Source organism: Pseudoalteromonas piscicida, from assembly GCF_002208135.1.
In the GTDB taxonomy this organism is placed as follows: domain Bacteria; phylum Pseudomonadota; class Gammaproteobacteria; order Enterobacterales; family Alteromonadaceae; genus Pseudoalteromonas; species Pseudoalteromonas piscicida_A.
Genome location: NZ_CP021647.1, coordinates 805,034 through 824,101, shown reverse-complemented (window position 1 = coordinate 824,101; position 19,068 = coordinate 805,034). Strand labels below are relative to the sequence as shown.

At 43.1% G+C, this 19,068-nt stretch carries 17 protein-coding genes; 6 read left to right on the top strand and 11 right to left on the bottom strand.

Annotated elements, in window-relative coordinates; translation table 11 throughout:
- The first annotated feature begins 9 nt into the window (after positions 1 to 9).
- The 3 genes from B1L02_RS22140 to B1L02_RS22130 all read left to right on the top strand — a co-directional run bounded on the left by B1L02_RS22140 (position 10) and on the right by B1L02_RS22130 (position 2,621).
- Positions 10 to 999, top strand: a complete 990-nt coding sequence (locus B1L02_RS22140; protein ID WP_088532893.1) for a sensor domain-containing diguanylate cyclase — start codon at positions 10 to 12, stop codon at positions 997 to 999.
- A gap of 148 nt (positions 1,000 to 1,147) precedes the next feature.
- Positions 1,148 to 1,975 carry an AraC family transcriptional regulator gene (locus B1L02_RS22135; RefSeq protein ID WP_088532892.1) on the top strand — a complete coding sequence of 276 codons (828 nt, stop codon included), beginning with the start codon at positions 1,148 to 1,150 and terminating at the stop codon, positions 1,973 to 1,975.
- Between the two features lie 37 nt (positions 1,976 to 2,012).
- Entirely contained in the window at positions 2,013 to 2,621 is a 609-nt protein-coding gene (locus B1L02_RS22130; protein ID WP_088532891.1) for a LysE family translocator, read from the top strand.
- Positions 2,622 to 2,719: 98 nt separating this feature from the next.
- Here B1L02_RS22130 and B1L02_RS22125 read toward each other — a convergent pair whose 3' ends face one another.
- The 11 genes from B1L02_RS22125 to B1L02_RS22070 form a co-directional block, all read right to left on the bottom strand.
- Complete coding sequence (locus tag B1L02_RS22125; protein WP_088532890.1) at positions 2,720 to 3,031, bottom strand: hypothetical protein; 312 nt, start codon at positions 3,029 to 3,031, stop codon at positions 2,720 to 2,722.
- Positions 3,032 to 3,193: 162 nt separating this feature from the next.
- Positions 3,194 to 4,450, bottom strand: coding sequence for a sensor histidine kinase (locus B1L02_RS22120; protein WP_088532889.1), 1,257 nt, complete (start codon positions 4,448 to 4,450; stop codon positions 3,194 to 3,196).
- A 13-nt stretch (positions 4,451 to 4,463) separates the two neighbouring features.
- Positions 4,464 to 5,846, bottom strand: a complete 1,383-nt coding sequence (locus B1L02_RS22115) for a sigma-54-dependent transcriptional regulator (RefSeq protein WP_088532888.1) — start codon at positions 5,844 to 5,846, stop codon at positions 4,464 to 4,466.
- 4 nt (positions 5,847 to 5,850) lie between these two features.
- Positions 5,851 to 8,247: an ABC transporter permease gene (locus B1L02_RS22110; protein ID WP_088532887.1), complete on the bottom strand. Its 2,397-nt coding sequence runs from the start codon at positions 8,245 to 8,247 to the stop codon at positions 5,851 to 5,853.
- A gap of 1 nt (position 8,248) precedes the next feature.
- Positions 8,249 to 8,965: an ABC transporter ATP-binding protein gene (locus B1L02_RS22105; protein ID WP_010370144.1), complete on the bottom strand. Its 717-nt coding sequence runs from the start codon at positions 8,963 to 8,965 to the stop codon at positions 8,249 to 8,251.
- Positions 8,966 to 8,977: 12 nt separating this feature from the next.
- A complete protein-coding gene (locus B1L02_RS22100; protein ID WP_088532886.1) occupies positions 8,978 to 10,228 on the bottom strand; it encodes an efflux RND transporter periplasmic adaptor subunit in 1,251 nt (416 codons plus the stop codon).
- A 266-nt stretch (positions 10,229 to 10,494) separates the two neighbouring features.
- Positions 10,495 to 11,079 (bottom strand): glutathione S-transferase N-terminal domain-containing protein, encoded by a 585-nt coding sequence (locus B1L02_RS22095; RefSeq protein ID WP_088532885.1) that lies wholly within the window; start codon positions 11,077 to 11,079, stop codon positions 10,495 to 10,497.
- On the bottom strand, positions 11,080 to 11,283 hold the full coding sequence (locus B1L02_RS22090; protein WP_088532884.1) for a DUF1289 domain-containing protein: 204 nt from the start codon (positions 11,281 to 11,283) through the stop codon (positions 11,080 to 11,082). It lies immediately after the preceding gene.
- Between the two features lie 20 nt (positions 11,284 to 11,303).
- Positions 11,304 to 11,588 carry a hypothetical protein gene (locus B1L02_RS22085; RefSeq protein WP_088532883.1) on the bottom strand — a complete coding sequence of 95 codons (285 nt, stop codon included), beginning with the start codon at positions 11,586 to 11,588 and terminating at the stop codon, positions 11,304 to 11,306.
- Between the two features lie 67 nt (positions 11,589 to 11,655).
- A complete protein-coding gene (locus B1L02_RS22080) occupies positions 11,656 to 11,817 on the bottom strand; it encodes an I78 family peptidase inhibitor (RefSeq protein WP_010603803.1) in 162 nt (53 codons plus the stop codon).
- Between the two features lie 311 nt (positions 11,818 to 12,128).
- Positions 12,129 to 13,418 (bottom strand): phytanoyl-CoA dioxygenase, encoded by a 1,290-nt coding sequence (locus B1L02_RS22070; protein WP_088532882.1) that lies wholly within the window; start codon positions 13,416 to 13,418, stop codon positions 12,129 to 12,131.
- A gap of 392 nt (positions 13,419 to 13,810) precedes the next feature.
- On the opposite strand from B1L02_RS22070, the gene B1L02_RS22065 reads away from it, so the two are divergent.
- The 3 genes from B1L02_RS22065 (at position 13,811) to B1L02_RS25145 (ending at position 18,998) form a co-directional block, all read left to right on the top strand.
- Positions 13,811 to 17,314, top strand: coding sequence for a S8 family serine peptidase (locus tag B1L02_RS22065; RefSeq protein ID WP_088532881.1), 3,504 nt, complete (start codon positions 13,811 to 13,813; stop codon positions 17,312 to 17,314).
- A 145-nt stretch (positions 17,315 to 17,459) separates the two neighbouring features.
- Positions 17,460 to 18,473, top strand: a complete 1,014-nt coding sequence (gene adhP / locus B1L02_RS22060; protein ID WP_088532880.1) for an alcohol dehydrogenase AdhP — start codon at positions 17,460 to 17,462, stop codon at positions 18,471 to 18,473.
- Positions 18,474 to 18,881: 408 nt separating this feature from the next.
- Positions 18,882 to 18,998 carry a hypothetical protein gene (locus tag B1L02_RS25145; RefSeq protein ID WP_335682211.1) on the top strand — a complete coding sequence of 39 codons (117 nt, stop codon included), beginning with the start codon at positions 18,882 to 18,884 and terminating at the stop codon, positions 18,996 to 18,998.
- The last annotated feature ends 70 nt before the right edge of the window (positions 18,999 to 19,068 follow it).

The window sequence follows — 19,068 nt, the reverse complement described above, 5'->3', positions numbered from 1 at the left end:
GGATTATGCATGAGCGAAGTATTTCCACCTAAATCGGATAACGCAGAGCGAATTACCAAACTAGAAGATGAAGTTCTGGCATTAGAAATAGAAAACCACAAGCTGCAACAAAGGTTACGTGAGAATGAGTACGACAGAAAAGCCCTGCTAGATATTCAAAAACTTGCCAATGTAGGTATCTGGCGGCTAAACCACCTTACCTACAGCGTTAAGATGAGTGATAAGCTTGCCGCAATGCTCGGTATTGATGGCGAAACCATCACACAGTGGGACGCCTTTATCAATACGCTAGACCCAAGCGCCGAGTTAGCAATAAAACAACAGCTCCATAATGTCTTTGTTCACGGTGGAAGCACCACATTTGAGCATGTTGTAACTAGAGCTGACGGCTCAACACTCTATGTAAGACACCACTGTGAAACACTGCTAAACGGTATTGGCCAGCCACTTAACTCAATAGGCCTAATGCTGGATGTCACACAAGATAAAGTCAAGGCGGAACAATTGGAGGTACTTTCGAATAAGGATGAACTAACCAATTTATATAACCGTAGAAAAATGAATCAGGCATTAAACGAGGAAACAGCAAAGTGTTTAAGTAACGGCCTCCCCCTCAGCACGATTATTCTGGACTTGGATCTGTTTAAGCAAGTGAACGATAGGTTTGGCCACCATATTGGCGATGAAGTGCTGATGCTCGTGTCGAGAGAAATTCAAGATAGTCTAAGGTCAACCGACATAGCATCTCGCTGGGGAGGTGAAGAGTTTCTTATCTTATGCCCCAACACCAGTCTCAATGATGCACAGAAAGTAGCAGAGCGGATCCGTAAAGCGATTGAAGCCATTCAATTATCCTGCCGACACAAGATCACAGCCAGTTTCGGCGTAGGTAGTTTACAACATGGTCAAGACCTATCAGAGATGCTAAAACGAGTTGACTCTGCCCTATATCAAGCGAAAAAAGCAGGTAGAAACTGCATACGAGTAGAGCCTGAATAACACAAATGCATACTTAATTAACCTGAGCTTCGGATAATTAGCAAACTGTACAGTGGATACATCAGCAATTTCGTTCAAGTTTTTTATTGATAGCTTGAATATATTGACTTGGTAGTTTTGCAAAAGTGCTCAAACAGAAGGAGGGAGTGTGAGTAAAAATAATCACTTTATATATACCCATAGTGCTCAGCAGGATGATGTGTCCATGCTGTGCGCAACCATGAGTGATTTCACCTACACCAAACATGCTCATGAAGAGTACTCGATCGGGCTCACTCTAAAAGGCAGACAAGACTTTTTCTGTCGCAGTGCTTTTTATAAAAGTCAGCCTGGCTGCGTAATGCTTTTCAATCCCGAAGATATCCATGACGGCCACTCTGGAGGCGAACACAGCTTAGAATATGTGATGCTTTACGTGCACCCAAGAGAATTGCAACCACTGTTTCGCGCTCTTGGTTATAAACAAGAAACAGTACTAAGACTTAACAACACCTTGTTCAATGACGCACTGTTGCGCTATCAAGTCCTTACTATATCTCAGCAACTTTTGGGACGATCCTACTCCAAAATTGAGCATGAAGCCGCTTTGTTTCAGTTGGCTCAATCATTGGTTCGTTTGCATGGCTGTTTAGAATTACCACTTCGTAAAACAAGGACTGAAACCTTAGTACTAAGAGCTAAAGACTATATATTGGCTAATCTTGCCAACGATATTTCAGTTGATGATATCGCTGCTGTTGCCAATATGTCTAAATATCACTTTATTCGAGCTTTTCGAGAACACTTTTGCATTACTCCACACCAGTATGTTTTGAATTGTCGCATCAACTATGCTCGCAAACAGCTGCTTGTAGGCCGTAGCGCCACCACCGCAGCAGTAGAGTCCGGCTTTGCTGATGCCAGTCACTTAAATCGTAACTTTAAACGCGTATTTGGCATGACACCAAAACAATTTCAGTTGCAGTTGGGCCGTTAAGTTAGCTCGTCGACTGCTTATATCGGAGTAGTAAATCATGTCAGAAATTTTCGCCTATGCTATCGGGGTAATGTATACCCCTGGGCCCATCAACTTGCTAGGTCTACATAGTGGTCTAAACAAACAGACGCGTGTTCACCTCGGTTTTTTCGCCGGCGTTGGAGTGGCAATGTTCATCTTGTTCGTTATCTTAGGGATTGTTGGGCTCAAGTTTATCAATCCACACGTACTGCCTTTTATCAGCTTGGCTGGGTGCCTTTATATTCTATATATTGCTTGGAAAGTAGCGCATGCTAACGTCGAGCTCTCTGATAAGCAAAGTACGGCCAAATCGTTGAGCTTTCGAGACGGACTTTTCATGCAGCTACTCAACCCCAAAGCGCTAATCGCAACGTTGCCGGTTTCTACCATTCAGTTTCCAAGCGTTGGCATTACGGGCAATGCAGTTGTCATATGGTCAATGCTCCTTGCCGCACTTGCATTCGGTGCCCCCACTAGCTACTCGATAGTGGGTTCTATGATGGGTAAACAGATTTCTGCTCCCAAGTATTTTAAAGCTTTTAACTTAATAATGGCTGCGCTATTAGTCTATGTGTCTTTAAGCATTGGTTATGACCATGTCATAGTGCCGTGGATAGTGAAATAACAAATGATAATGGCTGACACCCACAACAAACTTGAACCGTTTTTACTGTATCTTTGAGGTGGGTGTCTTGTCATTTTGTTGTTCTTTTGGTGGTTTTGTCATTCTTGGTGTTCAATGACATGCCTAAAAGAGACTTTTATAGGGTTAAAAAAGGAGTATACCCAAAGCCCTAGAGTTATAGCTACCCATGACATACATGATAAAATAGCACCGAATATTGGTCCCATTAAGACACCATAAAAAACACCCTCAATACCTGTTTTATATTCACCAAACCACTCTATTGTATTAAAACCAAATAATGCTGCGATCCCAAAACAAGTAGTTAAAATGCTCATACTAATGGTGAAGCCAATGAATAAAATCTTTAATAGAGATATTTTTGAGATCCTTTTTGCGACTACTTCCATTCCTTTCCTTCTCCTAGATTGTATAGAAATAATGACTTCCATATGCGGCTAGTCATTTCATTTTTTAACACATAGCCCTAGGGCCTGTTTATCTTTCAAGTTTGTTTTTGCAGCAAAGGTCAACAGGCCCTAATGTAATTTCAATTTGCGCGCCACCTTTACTCAACTCCCACTGCACTCTACGCTAAAACTGACTTTTGCACCACCGCTTGGATTATTGCCTAGTTTAAGTTGCCCGCCGTGGTTTTCAATAATGATGCGAGAGAGCATTAGACCTATGCCGTTGCCATCAGCTTTGGTGGTGTAAAATGCTTCAGCGGCTTCGTTTAGGTTAGAAAAACCGGGGCCAGTGTCTGTGACCGAAAACGCTAATTTGTAAGCATCTGGGGTGATGTTGAGTGTGACTTCTGGCGAAGGCGTGCACGCTTCTTGGGCATTATTAATAAGATGACAAAGTACCTGTTTGATTTGGCTTGTATCAAAAAAACCGAGCAGATCGGCGGTGCTTTCTACCTTTAGTTGAGGGTAGATACTTTGTAGTTGAGCGCAAAACTCGCTAAGCGCGACAATTTGCTTGTGCGCAGGAGGCAGTTTGGCAAGAGAGGCATAGTTGCCCATAAAAGATTTAAGGTAATTGGCACGCTCATTGATGAGTGACAGACCACTGTTAAACCTTTCGATATCTAACTCACCGTTTAAGCGCTTGGTAAGGCTGCGCGCTACCGTGCCGATTGGCGCTAGAGTGTTATTGATCTCGTGACTTAAAATACGAACAAAACGCTGTAAGGCGTCTTTTTCTTGCTGATATAGAATACTATCGAGCTGTTTTAAAACCAGTAAGGTATGAGGTTTATTGGCAATGTAGCAGCTGTCGTGTTCAAGCAAAAAAGCATGCTCGGTGCCGTCGAGCATCACCGATACCTTTCCTTGTTTTTGCTGAGCATGTAATGACTGAAACCAGCGCCAAGCATCGTCTTTATAGCAGTCAAAAAAGGTGCGCTCAGCGTAGCTGTTGGCAAATGCAACGCTTTGACTGTCAAACACGATAAGTGCACAATCAAGCTTTTCAATGATTTGCTTTAGCAAGTTGCTTTGCTCTGCCAGCGCGCGCTGATCGGCTTGCATGGTTTGCGCTAGTGCATTTAAGTGTTCCACCGTTGAACGTAATTGTGTGTCTTTGCCGTGTACCGCTCGTAGCGCATAATCGCCTTGGCGAAGTGATATCAACAAGGTATCAATGAGATTAATGGTGTTTTGTCTAGTCGCACCATATTGATAAGCAAGCAATGCAAAACATAGGGCGAATACTAAGTCTATCAACATAATAAGTGTTGCTGGGTAGTCGTGCACAAGGAGTAAAACGTTAACAATTACAAGTAGTAATGCACTTAACAACCAGTGTCCAAATTGATAAAACAAGTTTGCTTATCTCCTACTCATATTTGTCCATTTTGCGATACCACGCACTGCGCGATAGTCCCAAGCTCTTCGCCGCTTTTGATACGTTACCACCATGAAATTCCAGTCTTTTAAAGAGTGCTTGCTCAATAATTTCATCCAGTGTTAAATCATGATTTTCTGGCGCGCTCACAGTAGCAGTATTCATGGATTGCAACGCTGAGTGCGGTGTAGAGTTGAGCGCCAAATCACTGGCAAATACCTGAGCATTTGAACAAGTAAACACCGCGCGCTCCATCATATGCTTAAGCTCTCTCACATTACCTGGAAAATCGTATACATTCAGTGCTTTAGCTGCACAAGGCATGATGCTCGGTAGTGGTTTTTTATAATCATAGCTAAAGCGCATTAAAAAGCGCTCTGCTAATGGCAAGATATCCTCTGGGCACGCTCTTAAAGGCGGTATTTCTACTTCTATAGTATTTAATCGATAATATAAGTCTTGGCGAAACTGATTATTGGCAATCGCTCCATTGAGTTGGCAGTTAGTGGCAGAAATAATCCTCGCCGTATTGTCCAAGACTTTGTGACTGCCAACCGCCACGTACTTTCGCTCCTCTAGCACTTGAAGCAATTTTGCTTGAGACTGCAAAGATAAATTAGCGATTTCATCTAAAAACAACGAGCCATTACTGGCGAGTGTAAATGCACCCACGCGATCTGCTTTCGCATCAGTAAATGCCCCCTTTTTATGGCCAAATAACTCAGAGTTAAATAGCTCGTCGCTCACCGCCCCCATATTAATCGAGATAAAACTACCACCAGCACGGCTAGAGTGCTCGTGTACATACTGCGCGTAATAGCTCTTTCCTGTGCCATTTTCACCGGTCAGCAAGATGTTCATATCGCTTTGCGCTAACTGGGTGAGCTGTGTCAGCACACGCTGTTTTTTCTCACTTTGCGTAACAAAATCTACCGTTTGTTGGGGCTTTTTAAGGCGTTCGTTTTCAGCAGATAGCCGCGCTAAATGTTGTCTGTCAGCTCGCTTTTCGATTTGTACTTTGATGCTATGAGCAAGGCGCTCATCATCCCATGGCTTTTCAATGAAATCGGCCGCTCCTTGCTTTAACGCAGCGACGGCAAGGTCTAACGTCGCCCAGCCAGTCATCACCACAATGGGTAAGAGCGGATCGATTTGAATGAGCTTAGCGATCGCCGCCAGCCCTTCTTTGCCACTGGTGGTGTCTTGGGTAAAGTTCATATCCAATAGCACCAAGTCCACTTCCTGTGCACTGACATAATCAAATGCTGCCTCTGGTGTAACCACACCGTGACAAGCGTAGCCTTCATCCTCAAGTAAAAACTTCAGACTCGCTTGAATATCAAGCGAGTCGTCTACTATTAGCACCTTTTTCAAATTCTTATTCCATTCTTAAGCTAACCGCAGGTTGGACTTTTATGCTGCGTTTCACTGGGATATATAGCGCAAGGCATACCGCAGCAAATACCAGTAGTAAAGTGATACTACCCGCACCAAACATAACACTAAACGGCACAATACCGCGGAAAAAGTCTACAGCAAGATAACACAAGATATAGAAAATGAATGCAGAAATAGTCAGCCCCGTAACCGTATGGGTTAGATTTTTCTTGATAAATAACAACATGATCTGGCGATCTTTGGAGCCAAGCGCACGGCGAATGCCTATTTCATAGCTAGACTTATTGATATTACTCAAGCCCATGGCATAAATACCAATTAAAGAAAGCGTCAAGGCAAATCCACCCACTATCAAAAATACGTAAATGATGCTGGTGAAAGCTCCCATCATGGAACGGTGGTTGTCGTAGTGATCAAAAATATAGCTGGTTTCGAGCCTGCTTGAGAGCCTACCTAAAACACGATAGAAGGCTTCGTAACTTTGGCTTGGCGGCAGCTCGGTAATGAATTTAACCGTCATTGCGTTTTTCTTTGGCGCATATTGACGAAAACTAAAATAAACCTCATGACGACGATCACTGGCGACAACGCTCATTTCATCCACTGCAATACCAACTATTTTAGCGCTTGGCCATTTTGCATCACGTAACATCAGTGAGCGCCCTAATACATCTTCACTGCCAAACAAAGCGTGTGCGAGAGACTGGCTAATGATCACTACGGGCGCCGCTTCTGTGTTGTCTTGTGCCGTGAAGTTCCGACCGCTTTGCAGTTCGCGTTTAAAAAGATGAGACACCGTTTCAATATTTATGATTTTATCGGTATAAACTTCGCCCTCGCTTGTTAGCACATCAAGCTCCATCTCACGTTGATACACGCGCCCTTCTTTGAAGGCCGGATCCAATGTCATTCCCACGACCAATGCGTTTGCCATTGCGACCGCTTTATCACTCGAAAACTCGCTTTCAGTTTGAAATTGCAGCTCAGTTGAGTACACCCCTTTGAGGGTCTCGCCGTCAATATTTCCCGCCATAGAATACATCACATAGCCTATGGTGCTCGACGCCATCAGCATAAAGCTCACTAAGGTCACCTGCAAAGACAGTAGGCGTTTTGACATCAATCCCGCTTGTTTTCCGGTTGCGCCGCGTGTGCCGTCTCGCAATACATCATTGATGTTAAAGTTAGCTGTTTTCACCGCAGGTAACAGCACAGCAATAGCAAATACCAAGTTTATCAGCAATAGTGACACCAAAATGGTGATTGTATTTAGCTGCCAATACCACCAGTACGGCATTTTGCCACCAAACATCATATTCATAAAAAAATTCAGCGCTCGCAAACCAAGATCCGTGAGCAGTAGCGCCACGACCCAACTGCTAACGCAGTAAACCAAGCCCTCGCAAGCATGCTGCTGAACCACCCTTAACTTTTTCGCGCCGATCGCGGCGCGAATAGCCGATTCTTTTTGTCTCTCGATGATTTTGGCAAAAAGTAAGTTGCCAATGTTAATTGAGGAAATAAGCAAAATAAGTACGATACCAGCCATAAACAGGGTAAATATAAATACCGCTTCACCGTCGGTGTTGTATTCCACCAAGGTCATAGATTCAACACGAACGGTTTTATCTACCTCAAGTGCTGACTGGCTAACTCGTTGCTTTGCATAGTCAGTGAAGAATAGACTTAAACGCTGCTCAAGCTTTGCCTCAACCGTCTCATTTGGCATCTTATAAATAATATCGATGGTATCAGCAGGTGCTGTGTTATTGCCTTTAAGTGGCAGCCAAAGTTTAGAAAATATCGGGAAGTTATTGTGTTTGGGCATCACACCGATTATCTCGTAAGGCTTTTGGTCAACGACCATTGTGCGCCCTATGACGTCTTTGCGACCTTGAAATAGGTGCAACCAGAGATAGTCTGAAATCACGACCACATTTTGAGCTGCTCCCACAAAGTCCTCAGCAGTATAAAATCGCCCAAGAGCAGGTTTAATGTCCAGAAACTGAAAAAAGCGTTCATCAACATAGGAGCCTCGATAATGATTGCCTCGTTCAGCGTCACTTACCCAAACACTCGCTGGCGCAATATAAAGCCACTCCTCAAGTTGTTTAACTTCATCAAGTTCTTGTAGTTGTGGCAGCATGCTGTATTCAAACCGATTTTGCATGCTGATAGGGTTACGAACCTTAAAGATCCTGATTTCTGGGCTGTCACTACCCACTTGGCTATGTGAAAATGCCACCGTATAAATATAGTTAAAACCAATCAAAGATATGGTCAAACTGCCAACCATGATAAACATCATCAATAACGTAAACCGCATTGATTTGGCGATGTTTCTCAGTGCGTAACGAAAGTCTAGAAGTAATCCCATACTAAGCTCCTACGACTTTACTTGCGTGCTCAAGCTGCTTTTTGTCTCTTAAAATTGTGCCATCTAGCATAGAGATAACACGGCTAGCGTAAGTCGTAGATTCGATATCATGCGTTACCATACAAATCGTTTTGCCAGCAGCATGAAGCTCGCTTAACAGCCCAAGCACTTGCTGCGCATTATGTGAGTCCAAGTTACCGGTCGGCTCATCGGCGAGGATGAGGTCTGGGGAGTTAATCAAGGCTCTTGCAACTGCAGCGCGCTGCTGCTGACCGCCTGAAAGCTGAGAAGGAAAATGATTGATGCGGTTTTCTAATCCCACCATCGCCAGCGCGTCTTTGGCTTTTTGCTCCATTTCTTTTTGGCTAATGCCGCCGATATAAGTCAGCGGTAACATGACATTTTCGAGCACGTTTAAATCACTGATAAGATTAAAGGCCTGAAAAATAAAACCAATATGATTAGCACGAATGTGAGCACGCTCGTCCGAGCTTAAATTAAATGCTTGGTTACCACTGATAAAGTACTCACCGTTACTTGGTTCATCAATCAAGCCCAAAATTGACAGTAACGTTGATTTGCCGCACCCTGACGGTCCCGTGATAGCCACAAACTCGCCGGGCTCTACTACGAGATTAATGCCGTCTAGCGCTTGAGTTGCAATTTCGTCCGTCTGAAACCGCTTTTCGATATTATTAAGTTGAATGACTGAGTTCATAATGATGTCCTGTTAACGCACTAGCACTTGGCTATCTTGAGTATACTTTTCCATATCGGAAATAATGATAGTTTGATTTTTATTAAGTCCTTCAAGCACTTCGATGTAGTTTACCGAACGCTGACCAAACTTAACCGTTTTTTTCGTGGCGAGGTGTTCATCAACAACAAACACGCTAGCTTGATTATTTGCAACAGCATTGGCTGGCATTGCGACGAATATCGCCTCGGCCTTATAGCTCGTTACAATAACCCCTTCAATGTTGAGTTTATCTCTGGCTTCTCTTGGCAAAGTACCTTCAATGCTCAGCTCCACTTCAACTTGGCTGTTGGTAACTTTTGGGGAAACGCGTTTTACGATGGCGTTAAAACGCGAGGTGTAAGTATCGATTATAGCCGACTGCCCCACTTGTACATGGGGCGCATCTAGTTCCGCGATGTTTATCTTAGCAACCAGCAAACGTGGATCTGCCACCTCTGCAACCGAGCTGGTATTAGACAATTGCATGCCTACTTCAATCAACACATCCTGAATTTGTCCAGTGATTGGCGAGCGCACATCAAGCGCTGCGATATTCTCTTCAAGTAGCTTTATTTCGGAACGTAGACTTGCTTGCTCAGCCAGCTGCGCTTTGGCTTTAGCCTGTTGCACTTCTTGCTGAGTGGCAACCCTCGCTTGCTGTAACTCCACTTGCTTTTGACTACGCTGCATTGCAAACTCGCTGCGTTGATGGTCAAGCATAGAGATAGTGCTATTGCCCTTTTCTATTAAGGTTTTTTGCGCCTGCCACTGAATTTTGTCGGCTTTATAAGCCAGCAAAGCATCATGATATGCGGTGTGGGCCTCTTGCACTTTTGCCTTTAATTCTGCAAGTTCGGCCTCATGTTGCGCTGAAATTTTGGTAAGTTGGCTATGTTTTTGAATGAGCGCTTCGCGCAGTGATGGGTTTTCAAGCCGAGCAAGTAGCGTACCTTGAGTGACCATTTCACCCGGTTTAACCAACACTTCAACGACTTTCCCACCACTACTACTGGTAACCAAATGGCGTTTTTCCAATGCAAGACTACCAAGTCCCTTAACACTGAGTTCAAACTCGCCCTGTTGGACTTTAGCAATGATTAACTCTTCTTGGAAAACCACGTTTGATGCACTTTGGGTATATGCTTTGGCAAAAAGTACCAAACCGACCACAAATAGCACAATAACAAGCAATGCGAGCTTCTTAAGCGGCATGCGCTTTGGTTTCGCCAGTTTTATATCCATACTCTGTACTCCACTTTGAGAATACAGATGATGAATCAAATTTCAGGCTAAATGTTTTTCATTTAAAAATCAATACAATACAATACAATTGAGTTCGTATTCGATAAAATATGTGTCGAAATCGAGACACTAAAAACTTAATAACTGTGTCGGAAGTGGTACATTTGTATTTGCTGATAATCGTAGAGCGAAATTCCATGCTTTTTTAATGGGAACATCACTACAGTATTCAAGGCTCATATTTTACTTTCACATCGACTCTTAAACTACGAATGCACTAAGTGCAATACGTTACGAGCTTCAAGCCATGCAACTAATCCATTCTGATATTCCGTTGCGGGTTGCGCCAATTGAATACCGTAGCTAAATAAACGATAAGCAAGCACAGCATAAAATGCATCGACCATAGTTGGCTTTGCAAACATAAATGGGGAGTGAGCCGCAGCAAAAAGAGTTTCTACCCTTTTTAGCTCGCACTTTGCCGCATCCGACAAATTTATTGACGTATTTGGCGTGAAAGAAAAAGGTAATTCACAGCGTAGCGCAGTGAAGCCAGCGTGCATCTCAGCGACAAGACTACGTGCCTGTGCACGCTCATAAGGGTCTTGTGGTAGCAAACCGCCTTCACTAAGGTCGTTGAAGAACTCTGCAATCGCGAGTGAGTCAGCAATGACATGACCTTCCACGAGCAAAGCTGGTACTTGTTTAGTCGGCGATACATTGGCCAAATTTGCTTTGTCAACACAAGAGGTCAAATCGATAAGTTCAATATCTAACTCAATATCTAAGATAGACGCACATAATAGCGCTCTTAATGACCAAGTTGATTCGGTCCCAATCACCAATTTCATTTAATTTCCTTGATATTTCTGAGCATGTTGCTGTTTGCGCCTCGTACAGTATGCCAAGACTTTGAGCTTTTCATCTTCGCTGTAACTTGTCCAACTGGTGATTTCATTCAACGTTCTAAAGCAACCTAAGCACACATCTTTATCATCCAAACAACACTTTCTGATGCAAGGGGATTGGACTAAATTACAACTTGAGTGTGACATCGCAGCTCCTTTAAATAGATTTACTCAAAATAACTTGCCGGAAAACAAGACTCTCTCTTTTTGCCTTTAAAATGATGGCAGACCTCTCCCGTCTCAGTATTAATCAAAAAAGAGTGGTCAATATCCTTAAAGTAAAACCAAATGAACTCCATGCCTTCTTCTAAGAAGTGTTGTTCAAAAGTAGGCTCATCAAAGTGCGCTGCTAGCACATCAATATCCGTTATTTCATCGTAGCTTACGGCATAGACAGCTAGGCTCGTGAACATGGATAAAACAAAAAATACCTTAACTAGGCCAATATGCATCTTAATACCTTTAGTCATTTTATTGGACGCAATACACCATCTTCATCAATCAATATACAAATTAGGGCTATCCCCACCACATGCGCACTACCTGTTGCGCGTCGTTTAACTCAATATTGAGTCGCTGAGGTTGATGATCTTGGGTAAGCATATCTCCAGATTGGTACACTCTAACCACCTTACCAACGATTGTTTGTAGGGATTTTGAATAATCAATATCTTGCACCATTTTATCCTCATTTATGCTGGAAGTTTAAAGCCAACGACGCACTCTAGCTCGATAGCGTAAATAGGCGTCTCCAAAAGTTTGTTCCATCATCTTTTCTTCAAACCGAATGTACCATCTGTCGGTAATAAGTAAAAAAGCCAACTATTTCACTATCTGAGTGGATTGTTAAATAGTGTATGTTGGATTCAGAAAATAACTGCTGATGAGCAAGCAGCGAATTGCTCAAGATAAATTCCTTATTATCATCCGCATTCTCCATTTTGCTCAAAGCTGGAAGTTGTGTAAAAACACCTCGAACTACTGTGACCATCTCATTCGCTTTTATACTCAAGTAGGAGTTTCGAGTTAAGTTCACTAATAAAAAGGCTATCCTGTAATCTCGATTCTTGCTCGATCAACCATGCTTCAAAAACTTCTAATGTAGCTGATTGATAAAGCTTCGATAGCCAATCTTGGAGCGATACATTGAAAGCATCACATAAAGCTTGCTGACATAACCAAATATTTTCAGGCATCGCCACATCCTTACCATACTTGATGAGCTGAGAATGCTGAAAAGCACTTTTTACTCCAACCAGACCTAGCTTTCCAACCTCATCTAACAGCACAAGCTTACTTTCTAATACAAAACGTGGGGGTTTTGGAAAGTCAAAAACAAATTCAGGAGATTCATAATTGGTGTATTCATATTTGACAATAGCGCCAGCTGATAAATTAGTTGCTTCACATGGGATGGTAAACGGAATATTGAGACTGCATTCATTTTCACCAAGTGCATAGCGATCATAAACGACGATATCCGTTTGCAACTTAAAGCCATCTCCTGGCTGGTAGCTATCTGGGATAACCAGCTTCCCACTTAATAGCGTGTCGTCACCACCACTGAGTTTCTGTACCGAAGATTTCTGTAAGTTAAAAAACTCTCCAATGTGTATTTGCTCCCCTTTTCTATTCAATGTTGCCGATAATGCGATAGACTCAGGGATCAAAATACCGTCTTCCTTGAGGTAGGGAAATAGATGTTTGAAGATCCAAACTTGTGGCTCTCTTTTTAGTAGTGCTGTCATCGTCTCGGAAATCACGATATCAAAGCTACATTTTTCTTCACCTTGCCATTTTAATGCATCGCAACAAACCAGCTGTTCGATACAGTGCTCGACATCAAAAGTATCAATTAACTTTTTCACCGCTACGACATTTTCTGGGTGTATATCAATTAGGGTGGCTTTTATAGGAAGACTGGGGTGTAGTGCTAACAATGGAAGCAATAGTGTAGCGTAAGGACCGGTGCCTGCGTATAGAATACGAACTTCGGATAAGCCTTCACGCAGTTTGTCTTCAATCGCTGCTTTTACGCCCTGCATAAAAACCAAACTGCGCAGCTGTTCTTGAGAGCATTTTGCGGCCTGAACAGGAGAAATAGCAACACCATATTCAGTGTGAACACTACTCCAATCATTCATATCAAACTGAGTATCAATCCCACTCAATTTACCAAAAAATGTGATGAACTCACCAAACAGAGTAGTCAATTCAGGTGATTCCTTATTTGCCGCAAAAATACTTGCTAAACACCCGTCTTTAAAGCCATTAAGCTCCATCTTTTTTTTCCTGTGATATATCATGCTAGTTATATTAAGCACTTATTCTTATTCAAGTATTATTAAAGGATAGCGTGTATATGTTTGCAATAAAAACCTTCAATTAACTTACCAAATCGCTTTTTATTCCTTAACCTGCAACTAGCTGTCGCACTTTGACTCCACCACCTCTGTAACATCCCACCGAATAAAATAGACAAAAGACATACTTCCCACATCAGCCCCCAAAAACGGTCCATTGTTAACAAAAAAAGGATAAAAACGTAAAAAACCAGTTTTTACATAACAAAAAGTTGAAATACCAACCAAAAAGGGACTATATTTGTTCAAATACTAAAATAAGATGTAAATAAAATAATTAAAAACCATAACAAGCATGATGGGGAAATCCGATGTCAACTATAAACAAGTCAGCACTCACCCTCGCTGTAGTTACCGCTTTGTCTTCTTCTACAGTTTCTGCTGCGACGTACAACCAATATAATTTTGAAAATAAGCCATCTCTAAAAAGTCAATATCCAGAATTGAAGGATAAACAGACAAGGAAATCGACACGGAACGTCGTAACATGGTTAGTTAAATTAACAACGCCCTCGGTTGCTGAACAAAATCTCGCCGGTATTAGCTTCAAAAATGCAACTTCAAGTATTCAGCAAACTCAACAAAGTGTAGAGGCTGCAATCGCTAGCACTAGCCCAACACTTCAAGTTGTAGCGAAAACATCTAAGCTATCCAATGCAATTATCGTCAATGGCGAAAAAGCAGAAGTTAACAAACTACTGAACAATCCTTTAGTACATTCAGTGTTACCTGTATTTGATTATAAATTGAATGTGGCTGACAGTGCTGATTACATAAAAGCAACGCCTTTAGTTTCAACAGGTGAAGTTACAGGTGAAGGAGTTCGTGTAGCAGTACTCGATACGGGTATTGATTACACTCACCAAGCATTTGGCGGAGCCGGCACAGCTGAAGCGTATGAAGCCGCAGCAAGTAACCCATCAGACACTCCAGCTTGGCCGCAAGGCAAAGTGCTAGGTGGTTATGATTTTATTAATAACGATCCAGATCCAATTGACGTAGGTACTAACCACGGTACTCACGTATCTCACTCAGTAACAGGTATCGCACCGAATGTTGAGTTATTTGTCTACTCTGTCTGTGCTGAAAGCTGCCCAGGTTTAGCGCAGCTATTAGCACTAGAGTCTGCCATGGATCCAAATGGTGATGGTGATATTTCCGACCGCGTGGATGTAATAAATATGTCACTAGGCGGAGACTTTGGTGATAATCGTGCAGGGGCGGTACAAGAGCTTATTGATAAAGCCGTGATGCTAGGTACTAACGTTGTTATCTCTGCAGGTAACGATGGCCCTACGCCATTTATCGTTGGTGGCCCTAGTACAACAGATAATGCGCTTTCTGTTGGTGCGATGGAGCACTCTGTTATTAAAGGTAAACACATTTTAGCAACCTTAATGGGCGAAACGACTGAAGCTGGTGCGGCAAGTTTTAACCCTGAGAACTTTGAAGAGTTTGAATTTAGTAGTGACACAACCCCACTAGCATTCGTTGAGACTGAAAAAAATGACCGTGGAGATGCAACATCCATTGCTTGTGATCCTTTTGCTGACGACGTTGACTTTACAGGTAAAGCAGTCCTAGTTGACCGAGGGGGCTGTAATTTCACTCAAAAAGTACTAAACGCCCAAGCGAAAGGCGCTAAGTTGGTGATGATTGCCAATAATGTCGAAGGTGCTGGTCCAACAGAACCCGGTGGCAGTGCTCCAGGTATTGAGATCCCAACGATTGGTTTGAGCTACAGCCAAGGTAAAGCACTTAAACAACAGTTATTGGCTGGAAACAATGTTGCCTATAATGTGAGTGCCACAGTCATCCTAAAAAAAGGCATGATCGCGTCATTCACCTCTCGCGGACCTTCTATCAGCGGACGATTAAAACCAGAAATCACAGCGCCGGGAGTTAGCATTATGACTGCGCATCCGGGCCTTGGTGATGGACTTACCCCAGCGAGTGGAACTTCATTCTCTGGACCTATTACAGCTGGCGCCATGAGTATGCTTAAAGAAGCACTACCAAATCGCAACGGTTTTGAACTAAAAGCGACATTAATGAATGCGGCTAACTTAGATGTTACCGTTGAACCTCGCTCGCAAAACCCAAATGCAGCGCTTGCGCCAATCAGCTTTATCGGTTCAGGTCTTGTGGACGTTGAAAAAGCGGCAAGCCTTCCGGTTGCAGCATGGGCTGAAGATACTATGCAAGCGGCGCTATCATTTGGCTTGGTTTCACTATCTGAAACTTCATCTATCACCAAAAAGGTAGTCGTTAAAAACTTCTCGAATCAAGAGCAAACTTATACCTTAGCATATGAGCAGCGATTTGCAGACGACGCCGAACGCGGTGCACTTAGTATGGCTTTCCCAGAGTCGATCACCGTTCCCGCAGGACAAACCATTTCGTTTGACGTTACGGCAACTATAGATCCAACTAAACTACCTGAATGGACTTTAACTTCTGCCAACATGGCATTCTTGGATGCAACACACGACCTTACAACGTTAGAGCTTGACGGTGCCTTGAACTTTATGTCTGGCGACGAAAAAGCGCTGCACTTGGTTTATCACGTGATACCAAAAGCCGCTGCCAACGCGAAAGTTATGCCTGTCGTTGATGACCAAGGTGCTAGACACGTATTAACCAATACAGGGGCTGCAACATTAGAACCATTTTTTGCTCCGACTGTCGCAAAAGATGAAGCAGGTGATAGCGAACGTTTGGATATAATTGGTGCTTCTGTAGAAACAACTTCAGTTCCAACTAGCGTTTGTGATACCGGTTACATGCTTTTCACGACCATGGTCACTAATCAACCTATTATCCACACCTATCAAGGTGGATTTATGGCTGATTTCGATTTGCCTGCAGAAGGTGGTACGTCGCCAGATGGCACTTATGATGTAACTGTTCAAAACGGCAAGCTAGAATGGTTTGGCAATTACTTGTCAGGAAGCGCCATTACCTTCACTCACCCTTATGGCTCATCGAGCGGTTCAATTACCAATATTAATTTTGCATCAGGTAATAATTTCGTCACCATGAGCAGTTGTGCCGACGCGTTTGGACTTACAGCTGAGCAGGTTGCGACTGGAGTTGAAACCAAAATTCGCTTCCGCACGGAAGAAGAGACTTGGATGCCGATCCCATCAAATTCTCTAGACGAAATGTTCGCTGATAGTTTCATGATAAAAGCACCAGCAATGGAAGTAGCTACAACTGAGGCAGAAGGTTTAGCTATGCTAGTTGATGATGCTGGTAATGAAGTGACAGAGCTTGCTCCTGGTGAGTCAGCAAACCTAACGTTCTCCGACAATGATTTCATGATTCTATCAAGTAACGGAGCGGTGCCAGTTATTGTTTCTCCGTCAGAAGAGTCAGCAAAAGCGCCAATCATTACTGCTGATCAGTCATTCTCGGTTGAGGAAAATACAGCGGTAGATACCGTTATTGGACAGTTAGAGGTTGAATACGCATCTGACTTTGCGAACCCGGTTTCTGAGTTTATTGTTATTGCTTCTACTTCTTCAGCTATCACGGTTAATGCATCAGGACAGGTCGTTGTCGCCAACAGCGAGCAACTAGACTTCGACTCAGGACTAGAAAGCGTTGAGCTTGAAGTCGTGGCAACAGATACTGGTGGCAATGTATCTGAGCCTGTAAAAATTATGGTCGAGGTAACAAACTTAATGGATGAAGAGTCAGAACAGCCGACTCCAGATCCAACGCCAACGCCTACACCATCAAAATCTTCAAGTGGTTCACTGTTTTGGTTACTACTAGCTGCACCACTGGCGCTGCTACGTAGAAGAAAATAACTCCGTACTTTTTGTAATTAAGTAATGATATGGCGAGCATTGTGCTCGCCATTTTTGTTTACTCTCTTCTTATTCGTTGTTTCGGATCAAATTGCTCCTAGTTATAACTGCTAAGCTACGATCAACTCAATCAAGGAGCAAAAAGATGAAAGCAGCGTTAGTGCACCAATTTAAGCAACCATTAGAAATTAAAGAAATTGAAAAACCGGAACTCACTCAAGGGTCGGTCATCGTTGAAATAGCTGCCTGTGGCGTTTGTCACACTGATTTACACGCCTGCCATGGCGACTGGCCTGTTAAGCCTAAATTGCCACTTGTTCCCGGCCATGAGGGTGTTGGTACCGTTATCGCAAAAGCTGATGATGTTAAACACCTAGCCGTTGGTGATAGAGTGGGTGTACCTTGGCTACATAGCGCCTGTGGTCATTGTGAACACTGCCTCAAAGGCGATGAAAACTTATGCCCTGATCAGTTAAACAGTGGTTATTCAGTTGACGGCGGGTACGCTCAATTTTGCAAAGCTGACGCAAACTACGTAATAAAAATTCCAGAAGGGTTATCATTTGTCGATGCTGCTCCGCTGTTTTGCGCTGGCGTCACCACCTATAAAGCGTTAAAAGTATCAAAAGCCAAACCCGGTGAATGGGTTGCCATTATTGGTGTAGGAGGCCTTGGTCACTTAGCAGTGCAATACGCCAAAGCGATGGGGCTGAACGTGGTTGCGGTTGACACTGGCGAATCAAAATTAGCACTGGCAAAGGAGCTTGGCGCCGATTTATGTATCGACTTTAAACACAAGGATCCCGCAGAGTTGATGCAACATAAGCTAGGGGGTGTCCAAGCAGTGGTCTGTACCGCAGTCTCAAAGCCTGCATTTACCACTTCATTCAATAGTGTAAAGCGTGGCGGCACATGCGTTTTAGTTGGTTTGCCTCCTGAAGAAATGCCAATCCCGATTTTTGATACTGTGCTTAAAGGTATCAGTGTGGTTGGCAGCATCGTTGGTACCCGTCAAGACCTCACTGAGTGCTTGCAGTTTGCAGCTGAAGGCAAGGTAAAGGCCATCATAGAAACCAAACCTCTAGAGCAAATCAACGATATATTTGACGATATGCTTAACAGTGAGATTAACGGCAGAGTCGTACTTACTTTCGACTAGACCCATCGAGCAGCCAAATACTTGTTATCCATTTGGCTGCTTTCTCACTTCGGCAAAGTGACAAAAACCTAGAACGACCAACCAAAACATGGGATGACAACGGCCAAAGAACAAATTGTTATTCCGAGCTTAGGTTAACAATACTTTGTGTATTCGAGTCTTAACAACGTTGAATACATGGCAGCCAGTCAAAGCAACATACTTCACCCAAGTCAGTCGTTTAGCTTTAAGTACTTCTACCATATATCAGCGCTCTCCATGCTGCTTTTTTTTCTTTCTGTGGTGTTCACATTTTTGGCATTCGTCAATAAAGAAGAGCAAGAAATAGAAAGAAATAGAAAGAAATTTTAATCTTGTTCGTTTATACCAAGAGTTAAGACTCAGCTCAGATCAACTCACCATGATGGCTTGGGCTTAGGGCTAAGCGTTGCGCTCGCTATTGTCACTCAGTATTTTAATGGCGTAATTGAGTGTGAAACGGAATCTAATTCCGGAACATGCGTAATTATCAAGTTGCCGAGCTAACGGACCCAGCCGATACTTAACAACACTCGAGTACCAGCTTCTACTTTAGAAACGGAATGCTCTGATTTAT